Origin of the sequence: Kordia sp., assembly GCF_022447245.1 — a bacterium.
In the GTDB taxonomy this organism is placed as follows: Bacteria; Bacteroidota; Bacteroidia; order Flavobacteriales; family Flavobacteriaceae; genus Kordia.
Map to the genome: position 1 here is coordinate 29,872 of NZ_JAKVBC010000034.1, position 19,262 is coordinate 49,133.

The following is a 19,262-nucleotide window of genomic DNA, read 5'->3' on the forward strand; positions in this document are numbered from 1 at the left end:
ATTTAGTGTTTCAGAAATAAAAATAACGCATTTCAGAAACTATTTTAAAAAACATTTTTGTTGGCATTTTTTTTGTTGCAATTGTAGTATTAACATTAAAACTAAAGCTATTATGAAAAAAAATTGCATGCTACTAATACTTGTCGCCATGTCTACCATGTCAAGTATTTATGGACAACAAAAAAAGACTGTCGAAGATGAATATGCAGCCTACTTTACGTTACCAAGAGAAGCGCTGTATGTACATTTGAACAAAACTACTTATTTTACAGGAGAAGAAATTTGGTTCAAAGGGTATACTTTTGATCAAAAAAATCAGCTCACTTCTAAAGCAACAACCAATATTCATGTTGGTATTTACGATGCCAAAGGAAATCAGGTAAAGAAAGCATTATTTAAAGCAGAAGACGGATTTGCCAAAGGAAATTTGATGATTGATTCCACCTATACCGCCGGAACCTATTATCTAAAAGCAGAAACAAATTGGATGAAAAACTTCAAGGAGAGCAATGCTTTTATTCAGAAAATAGAGATTATCACTGAAAAACCTGTCAAAAAAGATGCATTAGAAGAAGTGGAGCGCTATGATTTTCAATTTCTTCCTGAAGGTGGAAACCTAGTAGCAGACACCAAAAATATTGTTGGTTTTAAAGTCATCAACACACAAGGAAAAGGTGTCATCGCTAATGGTGTAATTTATGATTCCAATCAAAAAGAAATTACTTCATTCAAAGGAAACAATAGAGGTTTGGGTAAATTTTTATTCTATCCAAAAGCCAATCAACAGTATACTGCTAAAATTGAATTGGAAAGTGGTAAAACAATCACACAAACATTACCAACTGCTAAGAATAAAGGAATTTCTCTTATTGTAAATCAAACCTTTGAAGATGAATTGATTCTGAACTTTAATACAAATATTGCCACATTAGATAGCAATCCTACCAAAAAATATAAAGTATTAATTCATCAAAATGGAAAACAAAAAACTATTAAGTTTTCATTTGATAATACACCAGAAAAAATAGTGACCGTTCTTAAAGAAGACTTGTTCAAAGGTATCAATACCATTACGGTTTTTACAGACAACAACACTCCGATTATAGAACGTTTATTTTTTAATGATTCCTTTGAAAAGAAATCCAGATTTAATATTTACAAAGCAAATGCTAGCAATGATTCTATTACCATATCGATCAAAGAATCTCAATTGCAAGACAATCTAAACTTAAGCATTTCAGTACTACCAGAAGCAACAGAAAGTTACAAACCTAATCACAATATAGTATCCAATTTCTATTTAAAACCACATCTAAAAGGTACTGTGGAGAATCCGCAATATTATTTCACAAATATGGATCGAAAGAAAAAATATGAACTTGATATTTTATTATTGACACAAGGATGGAGTCGTTATGACTGGAAAAATATTTTTGAAGAAAAGCCAAATGGATTAAAAAGTTTTGAAACAGGGATTACTGTATCTGGAAGAGTAAATCGTCCAACTTCTGGAATTGATCGTTTATTTTTATATGCTACTAAAAATCATGCTGCTCGATTCATAGACTTAGATAAAGATCAAAAGTTCACATTGACTAATTTATTTTTAGAAGAAGGTGAAGAAATTCGCCTCTCATACATGACTAAAAAAGGGCTCTTTAAAAAGCCAAGTGTATACTTACAATTCAAGGTTTCTGATGGAAATGATAAAATTACGGAAGCTGTTTTAAGTGAAGTTACTGCAGTTTCTTCAAATAGTTCAGACTTCAAAGTACCTAAAAACTTCTTCTATGAAGATGCTAAACAATTGGATGAAGTGGTCATTAGGGCAGTAAAGAAAAAAGAAGAAAAAGATCCAATCTTAATGAATGCTAAGGTGACACAAATCACACAACGCGAATATGAACGTTACTTCAATATCACTGATTTTATTCAAGACAACGGCTATGATGTATATGAAAACTTAGGACAAGTTTCTATTTTAATTCGCAGACGTCCAAGAGCTGCGCCTGTTATTTATTTTGATGGTGCTCGACTGACCAACTTTACCATTTTATTCGGTCTATCAACTGCAAATGTTGAAAAAATTGTCATTGACAAAACTGGACAGGGAGAAGGAATGAATGCTGGTTTTGGCGGTGTTATTAGAATATTTTCGCGCAGAACTCCGCTGTTCAAAAAAGGACCTAGCGAAGCTATGTATTCTGGAACTAAAACTACTAAAGCATTTACACCAACAAAAGAATATTATGTCCCAAAATACGCTTCATACCTTAGTAGTACATTTGAAAAATACGGCGCAATTTCATGGATTCCTGAAATTAAACTTACCTCAGCGCAAGCCAATACTTTCAAAATATATGATACACGCACCAAGAACATTACGCTATTCATTGAAGGAATTTCCGAAAGTGGCGAATTGATTTCAGAAAAGAAAACTATTCAAGTACGATAATTAGCATGTACTGAAAAATTAAAAAAAAAGCAGTATATTTGAATCAGAATAAATACTAAACTACTATATTTTAAATAGTATTTTAAATAGTATTTTGAATATAGTAGTTGATAGTTTTTACCCTAGCCCCTTAACCCCATTAGAATTTCCAAAATCCCCATTTAGAAAATGAATTGTTCCCAGTACTATTCAATTTCGAATTTAAATTTCAGTCTTGAAGTTACTTCTTGATTGCAATTTTTTCAAAACGAACTGAAACTGACGAACCTTTTATTTATGAAAAAAAATTACTACTGCTTTTACCTTTTAGCATCTATTGCATGCTACGCATTTTCTCAGCAAAATGCCACTATTCACAAACAATATCAAAAACATTTTAGGACTTCTTATGAGGAAACCATCCACATTCACCTCAACAAAACTTCCTATTTAGTTGGCGAAGAAATATGGTTTAAAGGCTATATTTTTAATAAAAAAGACGAAGAAATCTCAAAAACATCTACCAATTTATATGTAGGATTATATGACAACGATGGAACACAAATTACTAAAAAGCTGATTCGTATTCATGAAGGATTAGCGTATGGAAACCTAGAATTAGACAAAGAATTAAATTCAGGAACCTACTACATTAAAGCAGCCACACAGCTCATGCTCAATAAAAACTCAAGCAACAGATTTATTGAGGAAATTACCATATACGGACATGATGTTTCTGAAATACAGCAAAATGATGCTGTTAAAAAATATGACATTCAATTTTTACCTGAAGGCGGACATATTGTAAAAAATGCTGAAAACAATATTGCTTTTAAAGCAATTGACCAAAATGGAAAAGGTGTACATGTTACTGGCACTATTTATGACCAAAATAACAACGAAGTCACTACTTTTGAAAGTAATAACTACGGAATTGGCACTTTTAAACTTTCTCCAAAAAACAACCACACATATACAGCTAAAACGAAATTCTTAGAGGGCGCAACTAGCGAAAAACTTTTGCCTAATATTGAAAACACAGGGATCACTATCCAAGTAAATGCTATTGAAAAAGATAGTATTAAAATTTCAATGCATACCAACAAAGAAACTTTACAAAGTATTGTTTCTAAAGAATATAGTGTATTAATTCATAAAGATGGAAAAGCGCGCTCCATGCCTTTTTCTTTTAATAATACTGAAACGGTTATATTAACCATTGCTAGAAGAGGTCTTTTTAATGGCATTAATACCATTACTTTATTTGATGGGAAAATTCCAATTCTAGAGCGTATGTTTTTCAATAAAAAAACAGAAAAACAGCTATCTGTAATGGTAAAAAAGAATATCACCGAAAATGACTACTCAAGATTTTCTCTCTATCTTGTGAAAAGAAAAACTGGGATATTAGAAGCCAATGTGAGTATTTCCATACTGCCAGAAACTACAGAAGCATACAATCCTGCACATAATATATATTCAAGCTTCTACCTAAGACCTTATGTACGAGGTGAAATTGAAAATCCGAAAAACTATTTCCCTAACAACACAAAAACCAAACGAAAAGCCTTAGATAATTTGCTTATTACACAAGGTTGGAGTGCGTATGATTGGAATACTATTTTTAAAGATGTTTCAAAAAAACAAAAAATAGCACAAGGAATTACAATCAAAGGAACTGTAAACTATCCAACAAAGCGTATTAGAGGCGTCTTTTTACACGACACCAAAGAGCTACCTGCGCAATACATTCCAATTGATAAAGAGCGTAAATTTGTAATAAAAAATTTATTTCCGCAAGAAAATGAACAACTGCGCTTTTCATACGTTAATAACAAAGAAGAATTCCTAAAACCAAAGCTTTATTTGACTTGCGACGCAAACACTAAAAAAGATTTTCTTCCAAAAAACGCATGCATTGACCGTTCATTTTTAAACAAGTATAAGATTTTTAAACTTCCTGATGATTTTTTCCCAAAAGACGCCGAAAACCTTGAACAAGTAGTATTAAAAGGTGAAAATAAAAAAGAAAAAATACACATAGATCCAATGATGGTTAATGCAAAAGAAATCAAAATTGGGGTTATGGAATATTTACATTATCCACAAGTAACCGATATAATTATTGACAATGGTTTTAATGTATCTGAAGATCCATGGAAACTAGGTAAATTATCTATTAACGTAAGAAGTAGAAGATCCATAGAAGGTGGAGATATTGCAATAGTAGAAGGAGACTCTGTGAGTAAGATATCTCCGCTAATTTTTTTAGACGATGTCCTAATGACAGATGTCAACTTTTTACGAAGCTTCTCAACAGCACATTTAGATCGTGTGGTGATCAATAAAACTGGGCAAGGATATGGAATGCGAGGCATTGGTGGTGTGATAAAAATTTACTCAAGAAACACTCCATTAACTCCCACAACAAAAGGCAGTAGAGAATCCTATGTTGAATATACTCCTCCTATTGGTTTTAGTGTAGCCAAACAATATTATGAACCAAAATATAGATCATTTACAGACGATACTTTTCTAAAATTTGGTGCAATTGACTGGCGACCCAATAATGTGATACCACGAAGAGGATCACTTGATTTCACTATTAAACATAAAAATGTAGAAGCTATTACATTGTTTATTGAAGGCATCTCAAAAGATGGTAGTTTAATTTCAGAAAAAAGAACAATTCAAATACGATAACTTACACGCAAACTAAATTCAAAAAAAGAAGTATCTTTAAAAGAACTTAAACTAAAACTACTAAATTTGAAATGATATTTCGAATATAATGGCCAATAGCGTTTTACATAAGAATCCCCATTCTTATATAATTTCTAAAAAATCCCCATTTAGAAATGAATTGTTCCCAGTAGAATTCATTTTCACACTAAAATCTCGTTTGTGAAGTTATTTCTTAATGTTGTTTTTAGATGAAATATAACTGACGAACTATTACTTATGAAAAAAAACCACTACTGCTTTTACCTTTTATTATGCATTTCATGCTGTGTATTTTCACAGAATAATGCTGCCATTAGCGAACAATACCAAAAGTATTTTAAAGCATCTCATGAGGAAGTTATTCATATTCATCTCAACAAAACCAGTTATTTAGTTGGTGAAGAAATATGGTTTAAAAGCTATATTTTCAATAAAAAAGATGAAGAAATTTCAAAAGTTTCTACCAATTTATATGTAGGATTGTATGATAAGCAAGGGGAACAAATTATCCAAAAACTCATTCGAATTCGCAATGGATTGGCACATGGAAATCTAGAGCTTGATAAAGAACTCAATTCTGGCACGTATTATATCAAAGCAGCTACACAATATATGCTTGACGAAGCAACCGACAATGTTTTTATTGAAGAAATTACTATCTATGGAAAAAACGCTGCTACCGATATCCAAAATAATAATAGTACCGAAAAATATGATATCCAATTTTTACCTGAAGGTGGTCATTTGGTGAAAAACATAGAAAATACTATTGCCTTTAAAGCAATCAACAAAGAAGGAAAAGGAGTCTACACCAAAGGAAGTATTTATGATGAAAATAATGAAGAAGTCACTACTTTTGAGAGTAACAACTACGGAATTGGAACATTCAAACTTTCTCCAAAAAACAACCACATTTACACTGCAAAAACTACTTTTAAAGAAGAAGATACAAGTCAAAAACGCTTGCCAAAAGTAGAAAATACTGGTATTGCCATTCAGGTGAATAATATTGAAAAGGACAGTATCAGGATTTCCGTAAATACCAATGCTGAAACATTGCGTAGTATTGTTTCCAAAGAATACACTCTTTTTATTCATAAAGATGGAAAAGCGCGTTCGATGCCCTTTTCTTTTAACAATTCTGAAAAGGTTGGATTGACAATTGCTAGGAAAGGACTTTTTAATGGCGTAAACACCATTACTTTATTCGATGGAAAAATTCCAATTCTCGAACGTATGTTTTTCAATAAAAAATTAGAAAAACACCTTTCTGTAACGGTTAAAAAGACAGTAACTGAAAAAGACTATTCACAATTTTCAATATATCTTATAAAAAGAAGAGCTGGAATTTTAGATGCCAATGTAAGTATTTCAATACTTCCAGAAAGCACAGAAGCTTACAATCCTGCACATAGTATTTTTTCTAGTTTTTATCTTAAACCTTATGTACGTGGGGAAATTGAAAATCCAAAATATTACTTTCCAAACAACTCAAAAACCAAACGAAAAGCCCTAGATGCTCTACTCATTACACAAGGCTGGAGTGCTTATGACTGGACAGATATTTTCCAAAACACACCTAAAAAACAAACAGCTGCACAAGGAATTACAATTAAAGGTACTGTAAACTATCCAACAAAAAATATCAGAGGTGTATTTTTGCATGATACCAGAGAGTTACCTGCACAATATGTCCCAATTGACAAAGAGCGAAAATTTGTCATTAAAAATTTATATCCACAAGTTGATGAACAATTGCGTTTTTCATACATCAATAGCAAAGAAGAGTTTCTCAAACCAAAATTATACTTAACGTATAGCGCAACTATTAAAAAAGACAATATTCCTGAAAACGCAATTGTAGATCGCTCCTTCTTAAACAAAAACAATATATTCATTCTTCCTGATGGATTTTTCCCGAAAGATGCTGAAGCTTTGGACGTGGTACTTTTAGAAGGTTCTAACAAAAACGAAAAAGAAACTACGGATCCAATGATGGCTAACGGAAAGGAAATAAAAATTAGTGTTGATGAATATTTACAGTATCCGCAAGTAAAAGACATTATTCTTAATAGCGGTTGGGATGTAGCAGACGATCCTTTTGATATGCAAAACCTACTCATTTTCACAAGAAACCGACGGACGTTAGAAGGTGGTAATCGACCTGGAACCACATCGCCTTTGATTTTTTTAGATGGAATTCCGCTTTCAGACTTTAGTATTTTACGAAACTTCTCTACCGCAAATGTAGACCGTGTTGTAATTAATAAAACAGGACAAGGATATGGTGTACGAGGTATTGGCGGTGTGATTAAAATTTACTCCAGAAGAACACCTTTAACTCCAACAGCTAAAGGAAGAAGAGAATCGTATGTTGAATATACACCACCTATTGGTTTTAGTGTAGCAAAAAAATACTATGATCCTAAGTATCGATCATTCTACGATGACACTTTTAAAAAATATGGCGCCATTGATTGGCGTCCAAATAATACAATTCCACGAAGAGGACCATTCAATTTTACCGTTAAACATAAAAATGTAAAAGCTATTACAATGTTTATTGAAGGAATTTCGAAAGATGGTAGTTTAATTTCTGAAAGAAGAATTATTGCGATAAAAAAACAAAGCAAATAATTACAAAAAACTGCCATGAAAAAACATTATTGTAGTATCCTTTTACTGTTGTTCATTTCATATCATTCGTTTGCTCAAATAAATACAACGATACAAAATAGCTATGAACGCTATTTTGATTTCCATTGTGAAGCTTTGTTTCTTCATTTAAAACAAATCTACCTATTTAATCGGAGAAGAAATATGGTTTCAAGCATATCTGCTAGATCGTAAAAAAAAAACTTCAAACGATGCGGCAACTATTTTTATAAATATCTATGACGTAAAAGGCATTAAAATCTCAAAAAAATTATTCCATATAGAAAACGGAATAGCAACTGGAAACCTTAAAATTAATAAAGAAATTACCTCAAGAAACTATTTCATAAAAGCAAGTGTACACAAAAAAACAATGCATTGTTCAACATAGATTATATTGAAAAAATCATCATCATTGGTGCAACAAAAGTGGTCATATTTTTGAAAACACTAAAAACGTGTCGCTTTCAAAGCGATCATTTCGTCAGGAAAAGGTGTGCAATGTTCTGGCATTATTCAAGATAAAAATAATATGGTTGTGGCTGAATTTTCTAGCAATCATTTGGGCATAGGAAGTTTTTACCTAGAAGCTTTGGCAAATGAAACATATACTGCAAAAATTAAACTTGCTCAAAATACTGAACTTCACAAAACACTTCCCAAAGCAAAACAAGTAGGATTTAACATTGTTGTAGACAATATTCAAAGAGATAGTGTTTATATAAATATTCACACAAACAAAGCAACCTTAACTACAACAGACAAAGACACATTCACACTATTCATTCATAAAGATGGACAATCTAAAACAATTCCGTTATCCATAAATGATGTACACATATCACAAGCGATTGCCAAAAAAGAAATTTTTAATGGAATAAATACCGTTACACTTTTTAAAAATAGAGTTCCCATTGCAGAACGTATGTTTTTTAATGAGTATTTCCTTCGAAAACAGCGTTTACTGTAAAAAAATCAAAGACTTCCAAAGACTCTATTACGTTAGACTTATTAATGATTAAAAATAAAAAAAACACAAATGATGCAACCGTAAGTATCTCTGTGTTAACAACAACCCAAAGCTATAATCATGCACACAATAGTTTTTCATCTACTTATTTAAAACCCTATATAAAAGGCTTTTTTGAAAATCCTTCCTATTACTTTAAAAACAACAAAGTAAACACTCGACAAAATCTAGATTTACTCCTTATTACTCAAGGTTGGAGCAAGTATGACTGGACAACCAATTTAATAATGACGAAAGTAAGAAACCAATCTTTACCAACGAAATCTCCTTAAGTGGTGTTGTCAACTATCCCATAAAAAATGTAAAAGGCATTTGTATTCAGAAAGGCAACTTTGAAGATGCATTGTATGTTCCTATTGATAAAGATCGAAAATTTACATTTGCCTCCTTTTTTCCTAAAGACGGAGAAGATATCAAGATTTCGTATGCGAATTCACGAAAAAAGTTTTTAAACCTAAAGTATATTTACAGTACGATCTTTTAAATGAAGACTTCATTACAGATGATGTATTCTCTGTTTCCGAAACCAGCAAAAAAATGGAGTCATTCGTAAAATAAAAGCCTTTGACATTAGTGATGGTATGGAAGCCTTAGATCCTGTCATTTTGGAAGGAAAGAAAAAAGAAAAAGCCAACCATCCAGATACTTTGTTGTTAGATTTAAAAGAATTTAATGTAGATCTTGATCTTACTTATAGATTCCCAAAAGTAACCGATATACTCAGAATTATGGCTACAATGTTATTGTTGATCACATAAGAGGTTGCAGATTGAGTACTTCAACTAAAAAACCGATGACACATGTAAAGTCAATATCTCTATATATATTTATTGATGATGTGCAATTGGAAAATTTTGATTTCATTAGCAATCTATCTACTGCAGATGTAAAAAAAATAACTGTCAGTAGAAACGCATACGGATATAGTTTGATTGATGCTAGCGCTGGTGTTATCAAAATCTATTTAAGAAGTAATCCTCTATTCAAAGACAAAGCAAGTAAAAACTATATAAGGTCTGGAGCTCCTGTTGGCTTCACAGAAACCAAAACATATTATGCACCTAGATATGAAACCTTATCTAGCAAAAACTTCAATCAGTTTGGCGTGATTGATTGGAAAGCAAATGTTTCAATTTCAAGAGCAGGCATACATCAAATAAAAATTCCAAACCTTGGAACAGAAGAAATTACATTGCATATAGAAGGAGTAAGCAAAGATGGAGGACTGATTTCTCAACAAAAAGTTATTAACATTTACAACTAAAACTCTTCATGCTTTATTTTGCGCTGATAGTAGAATGCTGGTAACAAAATCAGCACAAAAAGTGGTTGAATCAAAAAGCGTCGTATATAAAACGTAAGCAGATAATCTTCTGCTAAATCGTGTTTGATCAGATAAAAATAGAGCGAAACTAAAATTATAAAAGCTACTAAATACAAACCCAAGGAAAATTTAACAACACTCATATTTTCAAAAGAAATATAAATAATGACTAAAGAAACTAGCATGTTCAAACCATAACGAAAGACATGACTAAAAAATAAAGACCAAGTCTCGTACTCAGGAATCGTTCCTTGAAAATAATCGTACTTAAAAAAATTTAAAAATGGATCATAAAACAATTCATTCTCGAAAGCTCGTATCAACACAAGCAATCCGAAAAGGAATCCAATAACAATATATTTCCAAACTTTCTTCATTTACTTTTTTGAAAATTTTTGTACCCAAAACATCCATAACGAAAATACCATTCCATAGATAATCGTAGGAAACACAATTTGGTGCAGCAAATATTCTTTATCAGGAAAGCTATACAATCCAATACCCAAAATAACAATACGCAGCAAATTTGCTAAGTACACCAAGACACTTCCAACAAGAATAAAAAGAATCGTATTTTTTAAATTCCCTGTAAAGGCAATCACAAAAGTGACAAATAAAATTAACACGCTAATAGAATTGCAACCTTCTACAATACGTCCCACATAATTGCCATGAACTAGCAATTTCATCGTAGGTTCAGATTCATGCACTTCAACATTAGCTGTATATCCCAACGTATTGATAATACTTTCGGTTTGATTGGCAACTAAACGAGTAACACCATCGGGTTCGCCTTCAAAATTCGATAAATACAAACTATAGAAATACGTCAATATCGCGTACACGATAAAGAATTTTATAATAAAACCTAAAGCTGATTTATATTTTTGAATGCTTTCTACCACAATTGTAAAGATGATTTCAAGTCCTACAAACTTACAGTAAAAGCATTGAAATATCACATTTTCTACAAAATTTGTCAAATTCATTTTCGAAGTCGCTTTATTCGCAATCTCATGAAAGATTTTTAGATTTTTTTCGACTATTTTTGTCAAAATTTAAGTTAAAAAACATGACATTAGCAACATATAAGCCCGAAATTGCAAACATTATCTCTAACGATGCACTTTCCGTAGACGATCGTATGACAAAAGTGTGTGAATTACTTCAAGAAAATATAGATCATTATGACTGGGTTGGATTTTACTTTAAAAACGGAGACAAACCTGAATTAAAATTACGTGCCTTCGCTGGCGAGCCAACCGATCATACAATTATTCCTTTTGGAAAAGGAATCTGTGGACAAGTAGCAGTTTCTAACGAAAACTTTTTGGTTCCTGATGTAAAGGCACAAGACAATTACATTGCATGTAGCATTCATGTAAAAGCTGAAATTGTCATTCCATTATTTGTAAATGGTGAAAATATTGGACAAATCGATATTGATTCGCATACTCCAGATCCTTTTACTAAAGAAGACGAAGAATTTTTAGAATTCATCAACGCAAAAGTGGCAGAAATACTTTCCTAAACTTTTACAATCACAATATTTTTAAAAGCTGGCGTTCACTATTGTAAAGGTGTTCGTCAGTTTTTTTATGATCCAATTTTAACATTTTGTAAAACTATCTTAAACGAAGTTAAAATTCTCGATTATTTATTGAGCTAAGAACGTGTTTTTTTAGTGTTAATTATTACTTTTGCAGCTTCACACAACACATTTAAACAACTCAACTATAATGAATTCCCAAAAACAAGCAAAATCAGCTTTAATTTCGGTTTTTAGCAAAGACGGTTTAGCTCCAATCGTAGAAAAACTACATGCATTAGACATCACAATTTATTCAACAGGTGGAACAGAAAAATTTATCAAAGATCTTGGTATTCCTGTGGTTCCTGTAGAAGATGTGACTTCATATCCTTCTATTTTGGGCGGACGTGTAAAAACATTGCATCCAAAAGTATTCGGAGGAATCTTAAATCGTCAAAATAATGAAAGTGATGTTGCCGAATTGGCACAATATGAAATTCCACAAATCGATATTGTCATTGTAGATTTATATCCGTTTGAAAAAACCGTAGCTTCTGGTGCATGTGAACAAGATATCATTGAAAAAATTGATATCGGAGGAATTTCATTAATCAGAGCTGCTGCCAAAAACTTTGCAGACGTACTTTGTGTATCTTCAGTAAACGATTACGAAAACTTCTTAAACTTGTTAGAAACGCAAGAAGGAGCTTTCTCTATTGAAAACAGAAAAGCGTTTGCAGCAAAAGCTTTCAATGTATCTTCACATTATGATACAGCAATTTTCAACTATTTCAATCAAGATCATGCAATTCCAGCTTTAAAAGTAAGCGAAACAGAAGGAAAAGTATTGCGTTATGGAGAAAACCCACACCAACGCGGATTCTTCTTTGGAAACTTTGATGAGATGTTCGAGAAGTTACACGGAAAAGAATTAAGTTATAACAATTTACTAGATGTAGATGCAGCCGTAAACTTGATGAACGAGTTTACAAACGACGATCCTACATTTGCGATCTTAAAACATAACAATGCATGTGGGTTTGCCACACGTGCAACCATTCACCAAGCGTATGTAGATGCTTTGGCAGGTGATCCTGTTTCTGCTTTTGGTGGAATTTTAATTGCAAATACAAAAATTGATAAAGCAACGGCTGACGAAATTCACAAGTTATTCTGTGAGGTTGTCATTGCTCCATCGTATGATGAAGATGCTTTAAAAGTTTTAAAAGGAAAGAAAAACAGAATCATCTTAATCCAAAACGAAGTTGAATTACCTCAAACACAAGTACGTACATGTTTGAATGGTGCTTTAGTTCAAGATAAAGATGCAAAAACGGATGTTATTGAAGATTTAACATATCCAACAAACAATAAACCAACAGAAGCACAGTTAGATGATTTATTATTTGCTTCTAAATTATGCAAGCACACGAAGTCAAACACAATAGTTTTGGTAAAAAACAAACAATTGTGTGCGAGCGGAACTGGACAAACAAGTAGAGTTGATGCATTAAATCAATCTATTGTAAAAGCAAACAGTTTCAAATTTGACTTGAATGGAGCTGTCATGGCAAGTGATGCATTTTTCCCATTTCCTGACTGCGTAGAAATAGCAGATAAGGCAGGAATTAAAGCAGTAATTCAACCTGGAGGATCTATAAAAGATCAATTAAGTATCGATTACTGTAACGAGAATGAAATTGCAATGGTATTTACTGGTACAAGACACTTTAAACACTAAAATTTTTATACCTTTGTAAGTCATTAAAAATGAATTACAAAACACACATTAATAGCGGACATAACACATGGGATTTTTTGATTTCTTAACAGAGGAAATAGCGATAGATTTAGGAACAGCAAACACCTTAATTATTCATAATGATAAGGTAGTTGTTGATAGCCCATCGATTGTCGCCAGGGACCGGATGTCCAACAAAATCATTGCCGTCGGACAGGAAGCTGCTCGTATGCAAGGAAAAACCCATGAGAACATCAAAACAATTCGTCCATTGAAAGATGGCGTAATTGCAGATTTTGATGCTTCTGAAAAAATGATCAGTCTGTTCATAAAAAATATTCCAGCACTTAAAAAGAAATTATTTTCGCCATCATTACGTATGGTAATTTGTATTCCATCAGGAATTACAGAAGTGGAAATGCGCGCCGTAAAAGAATCGGCAGAACGTGTAAATGGAAAAGAAGTTTATTTGATACACGAGCCAATGGCAGCTGCCATTGGTATCGGTGTCGATATCATGCAACCAAAAGGAAACATGATTGTTGATATCGGAGGTGGAACTACCGAAATTGCCGTAATTGCTTTAGGCGGAATTGTTTGTGACAAGTCTGTCAAAGTTGCGGGTGATGTATTTACCAACGATATTGTATACTACATGCGTACACAACACAACTTATATGTGGGAGAACGCACTGCAGAAAAAATTAAAATTCAAATCGGAGCCGCTACAGAAGATTTAGAAGTTCCGCCAGAAGAAATGTCGGTTCAAGGTCGTGACTTATTGACTGGGAAACCAAAACAGGTTCAAATCTCATACCGAGAAGTTGCCAAAGCCTTAGATAAATCTATTTTACGTATTGAAGATGCCGTGATGGAAACGCTATCACAAACACCGCCAGAATTAGCGGCTGATATCTACAATACTGGAATTTATCTTGCAGGTGGAGGATCTATGTTACGTGGTTTGGATAAACGTTTGTCTCAAAAAACAGATTTACCAGTATATATTGCCGAAGATCCATTACGTGCTGTTGTACGCGGAACGGGAATTACGCTGAAAAACCTAAGTAAATTTAAAAGTGTATTAATTGGGAAGAACTGAATAGCTCATGCAACATATAATTAACTTTCTAATCAAGAATAAAAACTTTATTCTGTTTTTAGTGTTGCTGTCTATCTCTTTACTCTTTACAATTCAATCACATTCTTATCACAAAAGTAAATTTATCAACTCTGCCAATTGGCTTACAGGTGGTATTTACGAACAAGCAAATGGTGTTTCTTCCTATTTCAGTCTAAAATCTGAAAATGAACAATTGGTTGAAGAAAATAGACAACTCAAAACCATACTGTACAATAAACAAGATAGTTTAAGCACAGTTCAGTTTATTGACAGTATCTCCTATCCTACTGATTATTTATTTCGTTCAGCAAAAATTATCAAAAACAGCTACTCAAGTAGCAATAATATTTTATTAATCAACAAAGGAGGTAACGACAGTATTGTAACCGATATGGGCGTTATCAACTCTAAAGGTATTGTTGGAATTATAGATCGTGTGGGTGGAAGTCATGCCACTGTAATTAGTATTTTAAATTCAAATTCAAAAATCAACGCAAAATTTAAAAATACCAATCATTTCGGAACTCTTACTTGGAATGGAGAAAATCCGAATATCGTACAATTGGAAGATGTAGAGAAACTCGCAAAATTTTCTGAAAACGACACTATTATTACAGGAGGAAACTCCACGCTATTTCCAAAAGGAATTCCTATCGGAACCATTAAAGATTTTCAACTAAACACAACCGAAAACCTGTATAATATAAACGTGCAATTATTTAATGATATGACTAGTTTGGAGCATGTCTACATTATTGAAAACTTGCATAGAGAAGAAATTGATAACTTATTAGCTCCTAAAAATTAGATGGGTCCAGTTATTTTTTGGAATAGTGTCCGATTTATTATCGCTGTATTAGCGCAAGTATTGATATGCAATCATATCGACTTCTTAGGCTATATTAATCCGTTGGTATATATCTATTTTATCTTTATATTTCCTTTAAATTCAAATAGAAGCGCCTTTTTTGTCATTGCTTTTTTACTAGGACTAACCGTTGATATGTTTTCAGATACTGGTGGTGCACATGCAGCCGCTTGTTTGATAATAGCTTACATAAGACCGTTTATATTGCGTTTTGCTTTTGGAATAAGTTACGAACATCAATCCGTAAAGCTTGAAAACACCGCTTTTGGACAACGTATGGTGTATATTGTCATTTTAACCTTCATTCACCATTTTTTCTTTTTCCTATTAGAAATTTTTAACATTTCTTCTATCCTAATCATCCTAAGAAATACCGCATTCTTTAGTATCTTTACTATTCTAATCATCACTCTATCAATAACTTTATTTAGCCGAAAAAATTCATGAGGAAACTTTTGTTATACCTTGTCGTTGTCTCTGTTGGATTGATCTACACAGGACGTCTCTCCTATTTGCAATTATTTAACGAGGTTGAAGTCGCCACGAATTTTTTGAATGATAGTGCCATCAAAACAGAATATACCTATCCTGAACGTGGTTATGTATATGATAGAAACGGAACCTTGCTTGTAGCAAACCAACCGTCGTATGATGTCATGATTATTCCACGCGAAGTGAAAGCATTGGATACACTGGAATTCTGCAAATTTTTAAGCATTACCAAAGAAGATTTTAAAAAACGTTTCAACAAAGCTAAGAATTACTCTTGGCGTGTTCCTTCTGTATTTGTAGCACAAATGGCTAAAAAAGATTATGCGTTTCTTCAAGAGAAAATGCATCGTTACAAAGGATTTTACATTCAAAAACGTTCCATTCGAAATTATCAAACAGATCATGGAGCTAATGTGCTAGGGTTTATTAGTGAAGTAAATAATCGCGATTTAAAAAAGAATCCTTATTATCTATCAGGAGAACTTATTGGTCGCACAGGTATTGAAAAGACCTATGAGAATGAATTACGTGGAACCAAAGGTGTAAAGCGTATTCAAAAAGATATTCATAGCAAAGTCATTGGTTCTTATGAAAATGGACGTTATGATACACTTCCTGTAAACGGAAAAGACATTCAAATTACTATTGATGCCAAATTACAAGCTTATGGAGAAAAGTTGATGGTCAACAAACGTGGCGGAATTGTAGCTATCGAACCTTCTTCTGGCGAAATTTTAGCCTTGGTTTCTGCCCCAAGTTACGATCCTGACTTACTGGTTGGTCGTCAACGATCAAAGAATTATAATACAATGCATTATGATTCTATCCAAAATCCAATGTATGATAGAGGCTTGCTGGCTTCGTATCCTCCTGGATCGCCTTTTAAAACTTTAATTGCCTTGGTTGCCTTACAAGAAGGTGTAATCACATCAACCTCAACTTATACATGCCGTAACGGATATGTATATGGTAAAAATGGACGAAAAATGGGTTGCCATTGCGGAAGTGGAAAACGCAATGTTGTCAGTGGAGTTGCAAAATCGTGTAACTCCTATTTTGCCAATGCCTATCGTCAAACCATTAGCAAATATGATTCCCCGAGAGAAGGTATGAATGTTTGGAGCAATCATATCAAAAGTTTTGGCTTGGGTGACTATTTAGATAATGATCTATCTACAGGCCGTACAGGTAGAATTCCAACAGGTGATTATTATACAAATACGTACTTTAAACATGATAGATGGCATGTATTAAACACTATTTCTAATGCCATTGGACAAGGACAAGTAGAGTTAACACCTATTCAGCTAGCAAACATGACAGCTGCTATTGCCAATAGAGGCCATTATTATACGCCACATATCATTAAAAAAATTGATGGGAAACCAATTGACGATCCTCATTTTACAATAGCAAAGTACACTAGCATTGACAAGCAACATTTTGAACCTGTTATTCAAGGAATGCATGATGTATTCAGCATGAAAAAAGGAGGTACTGCAAAAAAGTTAAATGTTCCAGGTGTTGAAATATGTGGAAAAACTGGAACTGCGGAAAACTTTACCAAAATCGATGGAGAACGTACACAATTGACAGACCATTCTATTTTTGTAGCTTTTGCTCCAAAAGACAATCCAAAAATTGCCATTGCTGTATTTGTAGAAAATGGATATTATGGTGCACGCTGGGCTGGGAAAATTTCAAGCCTCATGATTGAAAAGTATATAAAAGACGAAATTACGTTGAAAAACATGGAAAAGTTAGTGCTAGAAAAGAGTTTGGAAGAAGAATATGCAAAGCCACTAAGCGGAAAACCATTTACAATTAATGAATAGAGAAGCAAAATTTGTCAAAAAAATAGACTGGCTTTCCATTCTACTATATTTTTTATTAGTTGGTATTGGTTGGATCAATATTTACTCAGCCTCTGTAACCGAAACTGCAAATGGCTTACTTGACATGGAGCAATTGTATGGGAAGCAATTGTTTTTTATTGGAACCAGTGTCCTAATCATAATTCTCATTCTCTCGATAGAAGCCAAGTTTTATGAACGATTTTCCAGTATCATCTATATTGTTGGTCTAGTGAGTTTGCTGGCTTTAATGGTGCTAGGAAAAGAAATCAATGGCGCTAAGTCTTGGTATGCTATTGGGAGTTTTACCCTACAACCTTCTGAATTTGCTAAAGCTGCTACAGTACTAGCCTTGGCAAAGTTTTTGAGTGATATACAAACCAACATAAATATTCTCCAACATCAACTGATAGCTTTTTCCATTATCCTAATTCCGCCAATGTTGATCATGTTACAACCCGATGCAGGAAGTGCTATGGTGTATATGGCATTCTTTTTTGTGCTGTATCGTGAAGGATTGCCTGGCATTTATTTATGGATTGGTTTTTTACTCATACTACTTTTTATCATTACACTTAAATTAGGATATATATACACCATTATTGGAACAGTCGTCATAGGATTGGCCTGTATTTTTATCTTCTTCAGGAAGAAGTTAAAAAAGTTGCGTAAGACCTCTTTAGCTTTGACTTCCTTAGTAGCAGCTATCAGCTTTATTTTAGCCGTAAACTATATCTTTTACAATGTGTTTCAACAACATCATCGCGATCGTTTTACTTTAGTTTTAGGACTGGAAAAAGATCCCGTTAAGTTGGAGAAAATTCGAAAAACGTTTGGGTTCAACACCAATCAATCAGAAATCGCGATTAGTTCTGGTGGTTTTAAAGGAAAAGGTTGGCTCAAAGGAACACGTACCAAAGGAGATTTTGTACCTGAACAAGACACGGACTATATTTTTACCACTGTTGGAGAAGAATGGGGCTTTATAGGAAGTACCGTTGTGATCTTTTTATTTGTGTTTTTATTACTCCGAATATTACACCGAGCCGAACAGCAGAAAAATAAATTTAGTCGAGTCTACGGATACAGCGTCGCCGCCATTCTATTTTTTCATTTTGCCATTAATATAGGAATGGTGATTGGATTGTTTCCTACGGTTGGAATTCCGCTGCCTTTCTTTAGTTACGGAGGCTCTGGACTTTGGGGCTTTACCATTTTACTCTTTATTTTTATTAAGCTTGACGCGAATCGAATTAATGAGTGGTAATCGCAAGAACATCATTCTAAAAAAGCCTTTTTACAAATGTTAAGTAAGGACTTTCCCTATACCACTCTTAAGGTGTTTTTGTACTTTTTAAATATTTAACCAAAAAATAACTACCATGTTAAAAAGTATTTCAAATTTAGGAACTGTCTTAGACAAAAAAGAACAGGAAAAGGAATGATTCCTGTAAATCCGAAAAAATGTAGATTTTGCAGTGGTGAAT

Annotated in this window: 16 protein-coding genes; 14 read left to right on the plus strand and 2 right to left on the minus strand. The window is 32.9% G+C overall.

Features of this window, described 5'->3' with window-relative positions; translation table 11 throughout:
* Window positions 1-112 precede the first annotated feature (112 nt).
* The 7 genes from MK119_RS19190 (at window position 113) to MK119_RS19220 (ending at window position 10,107) form a co-directional block, all read left to right on the plus strand.
* On the plus strand, window positions 113-2,455 hold the full coding sequence (locus tag MK119_RS19190; RefSeq protein WP_290682281.1) for a hypothetical protein: 2,343 nt from the start codon (window positions 113-115) through the stop codon (window positions 2,453-2,455).
* A gap of 276 nt (window positions 2,456-2,731) precedes the next feature.
* Window positions 2,732-5,137 carry a hypothetical protein gene (locus MK119_RS19195; protein ID WP_290682284.1) on the plus strand — a complete coding sequence of 802 codons (2,406 nt, stop codon included), beginning with the start codon at window positions 2,732-2,734 and terminating at the stop codon, window positions 5,135-5,137.
* 258 nt (window positions 5,138-5,395) lie between these two features.
* Complete coding sequence (locus MK119_RS19200; protein ID WP_290682287.1) at window positions 5,396-7,795, plus strand: Plug domain-containing protein; 2,400 nt, start codon at window positions 5,396-5,398, stop codon at window positions 7,793-7,795.
* A gap of 556 nt (window positions 7,796-8,351) precedes the next feature.
* Complete coding sequence (locus MK119_RS19205; RefSeq protein WP_290682290.1) at window positions 8,352-8,783, plus strand: hypothetical protein; 432 nt, start codon at window positions 8,352-8,354, stop codon at window positions 8,781-8,783.
* A 44-nt stretch (window positions 8,784-8,827) separates the two neighbouring features.
* Window positions 8,828-9,115, plus strand: a complete 288-nt coding sequence (locus MK119_RS19210; protein ID WP_290682292.1) for a hypothetical protein — start codon at window positions 8,828-8,830, stop codon at window positions 9,113-9,115.
* A 309-nt stretch (window positions 9,116-9,424) separates the two neighbouring features.
* A complete protein-coding gene (locus MK119_RS19215; RefSeq protein ID WP_290682295.1) occupies window positions 9,425-9,601 on the plus strand; it encodes a hypothetical protein in 177 nt (58 codons plus the stop codon).
* Between the two features lie 35 nt (window positions 9,602-9,636).
* The gene (locus MK119_RS19220) at window positions 9,637-10,107 is read left to right on the plus strand and encodes a hypothetical protein (protein ID WP_290682298.1); all 471 of its coding nucleotides are present in this window, start codon (window positions 9,637-9,639) and stop codon (window positions 10,105-10,107) included.
* Here MK119_RS19220 and MK119_RS19225 read toward each other — a convergent pair.
* Window positions 10,104-10,544 carry an exosortase F system-associated protein gene (locus tag MK119_RS19225; RefSeq protein WP_290682301.1) on the minus strand — a complete coding sequence of 147 codons (441 nt, stop codon included), beginning with the start codon at window positions 10,542-10,544 and terminating at the stop codon, window positions 10,104-10,106. The genes MK119_RS19220 and MK119_RS19225 overlap by 4 nt on opposite strands.
* Window positions 10,545-11,156 (minus strand): exosortase family protein XrtF, encoded by a 612-nt coding sequence (gene xrtF / locus MK119_RS19230; RefSeq protein ID WP_290682304.1) that lies wholly within the window; start codon window positions 11,154-11,156, stop codon window positions 10,545-10,547.
* Window positions 11,157-11,239: 83 nt separating this feature from the next.
* Between xrtF and MK119_RS19235 the strand changes: the two genes are divergently transcribed.
* The 7 genes from MK119_RS19235 (at window position 11,240) to rodA (ending at window position 19,042) form a co-directional block, all read left to right on the plus strand.
* Window positions 11,240-11,698: a GAF domain-containing protein gene (locus MK119_RS19235; protein ID WP_290682308.1), complete on the plus strand. Its 459-nt coding sequence runs from the start codon at window positions 11,240-11,242 to the stop codon at window positions 11,696-11,698.
* A gap of 208 nt (window positions 11,699-11,906) precedes the next feature.
* Window positions 11,907-13,439: a bifunctional phosphoribosylaminoimidazolecarboxamide formyltransferase/IMP cyclohydrolase gene (gene purH, locus MK119_RS19240; RefSeq protein ID WP_290682311.1), complete on the plus strand. Its 1,533-nt coding sequence runs from the start codon at window positions 11,907-11,909 to the stop codon at window positions 13,437-13,439.
* Between the two features lie 67 nt (window positions 13,440-13,506).
* Window positions 13,507-14,541, plus strand: a complete 1,035-nt coding sequence (locus MK119_RS19245) for a rod shape-determining protein (RefSeq protein ID WP_290682314.1) — start codon at window positions 13,507-13,509, stop codon at window positions 14,539-14,541.
* 7 nt (window positions 14,542-14,548) lie between these two features.
* Window positions 14,549-15,370 (plus strand): rod shape-determining protein MreC, encoded by an 822-nt coding sequence (gene mreC / locus MK119_RS19250; RefSeq protein ID WP_290682317.1) that lies wholly within the window; start codon window positions 14,549-14,551, stop codon window positions 15,368-15,370.
* The gene (locus MK119_RS19255) at window positions 15,371-15,877 is read left to right on the plus strand and encodes a rod shape-determining protein MreD (RefSeq protein ID WP_290682320.1); all 507 of its coding nucleotides are present in this window, start codon (window positions 15,371-15,373) and stop codon (window positions 15,875-15,877) included.
* A complete protein-coding gene (gene mrdA / locus MK119_RS19260; RefSeq protein ID WP_290682323.1) occupies window positions 15,874-17,757 on the plus strand; it encodes a penicillin-binding protein 2 in 1,884 nt (627 codons plus the stop codon). The genes MK119_RS19255 and mrdA overlap by 4 nt, the downstream gene beginning before the upstream one ends.
* On the plus strand, window positions 17,750-19,042 hold the full coding sequence (gene rodA, locus MK119_RS19265; RefSeq protein ID WP_290682326.1) for a rod shape-determining protein RodA: 1,293 nt from the start codon (window positions 17,750-17,752) through the stop codon (window positions 19,040-19,042). Before mrdA ends, rodA begins: the two co-directional genes overlap by 8 nt.
* The last annotated feature ends 220 nt before the right edge of the window (window positions 19,043-19,262 follow it).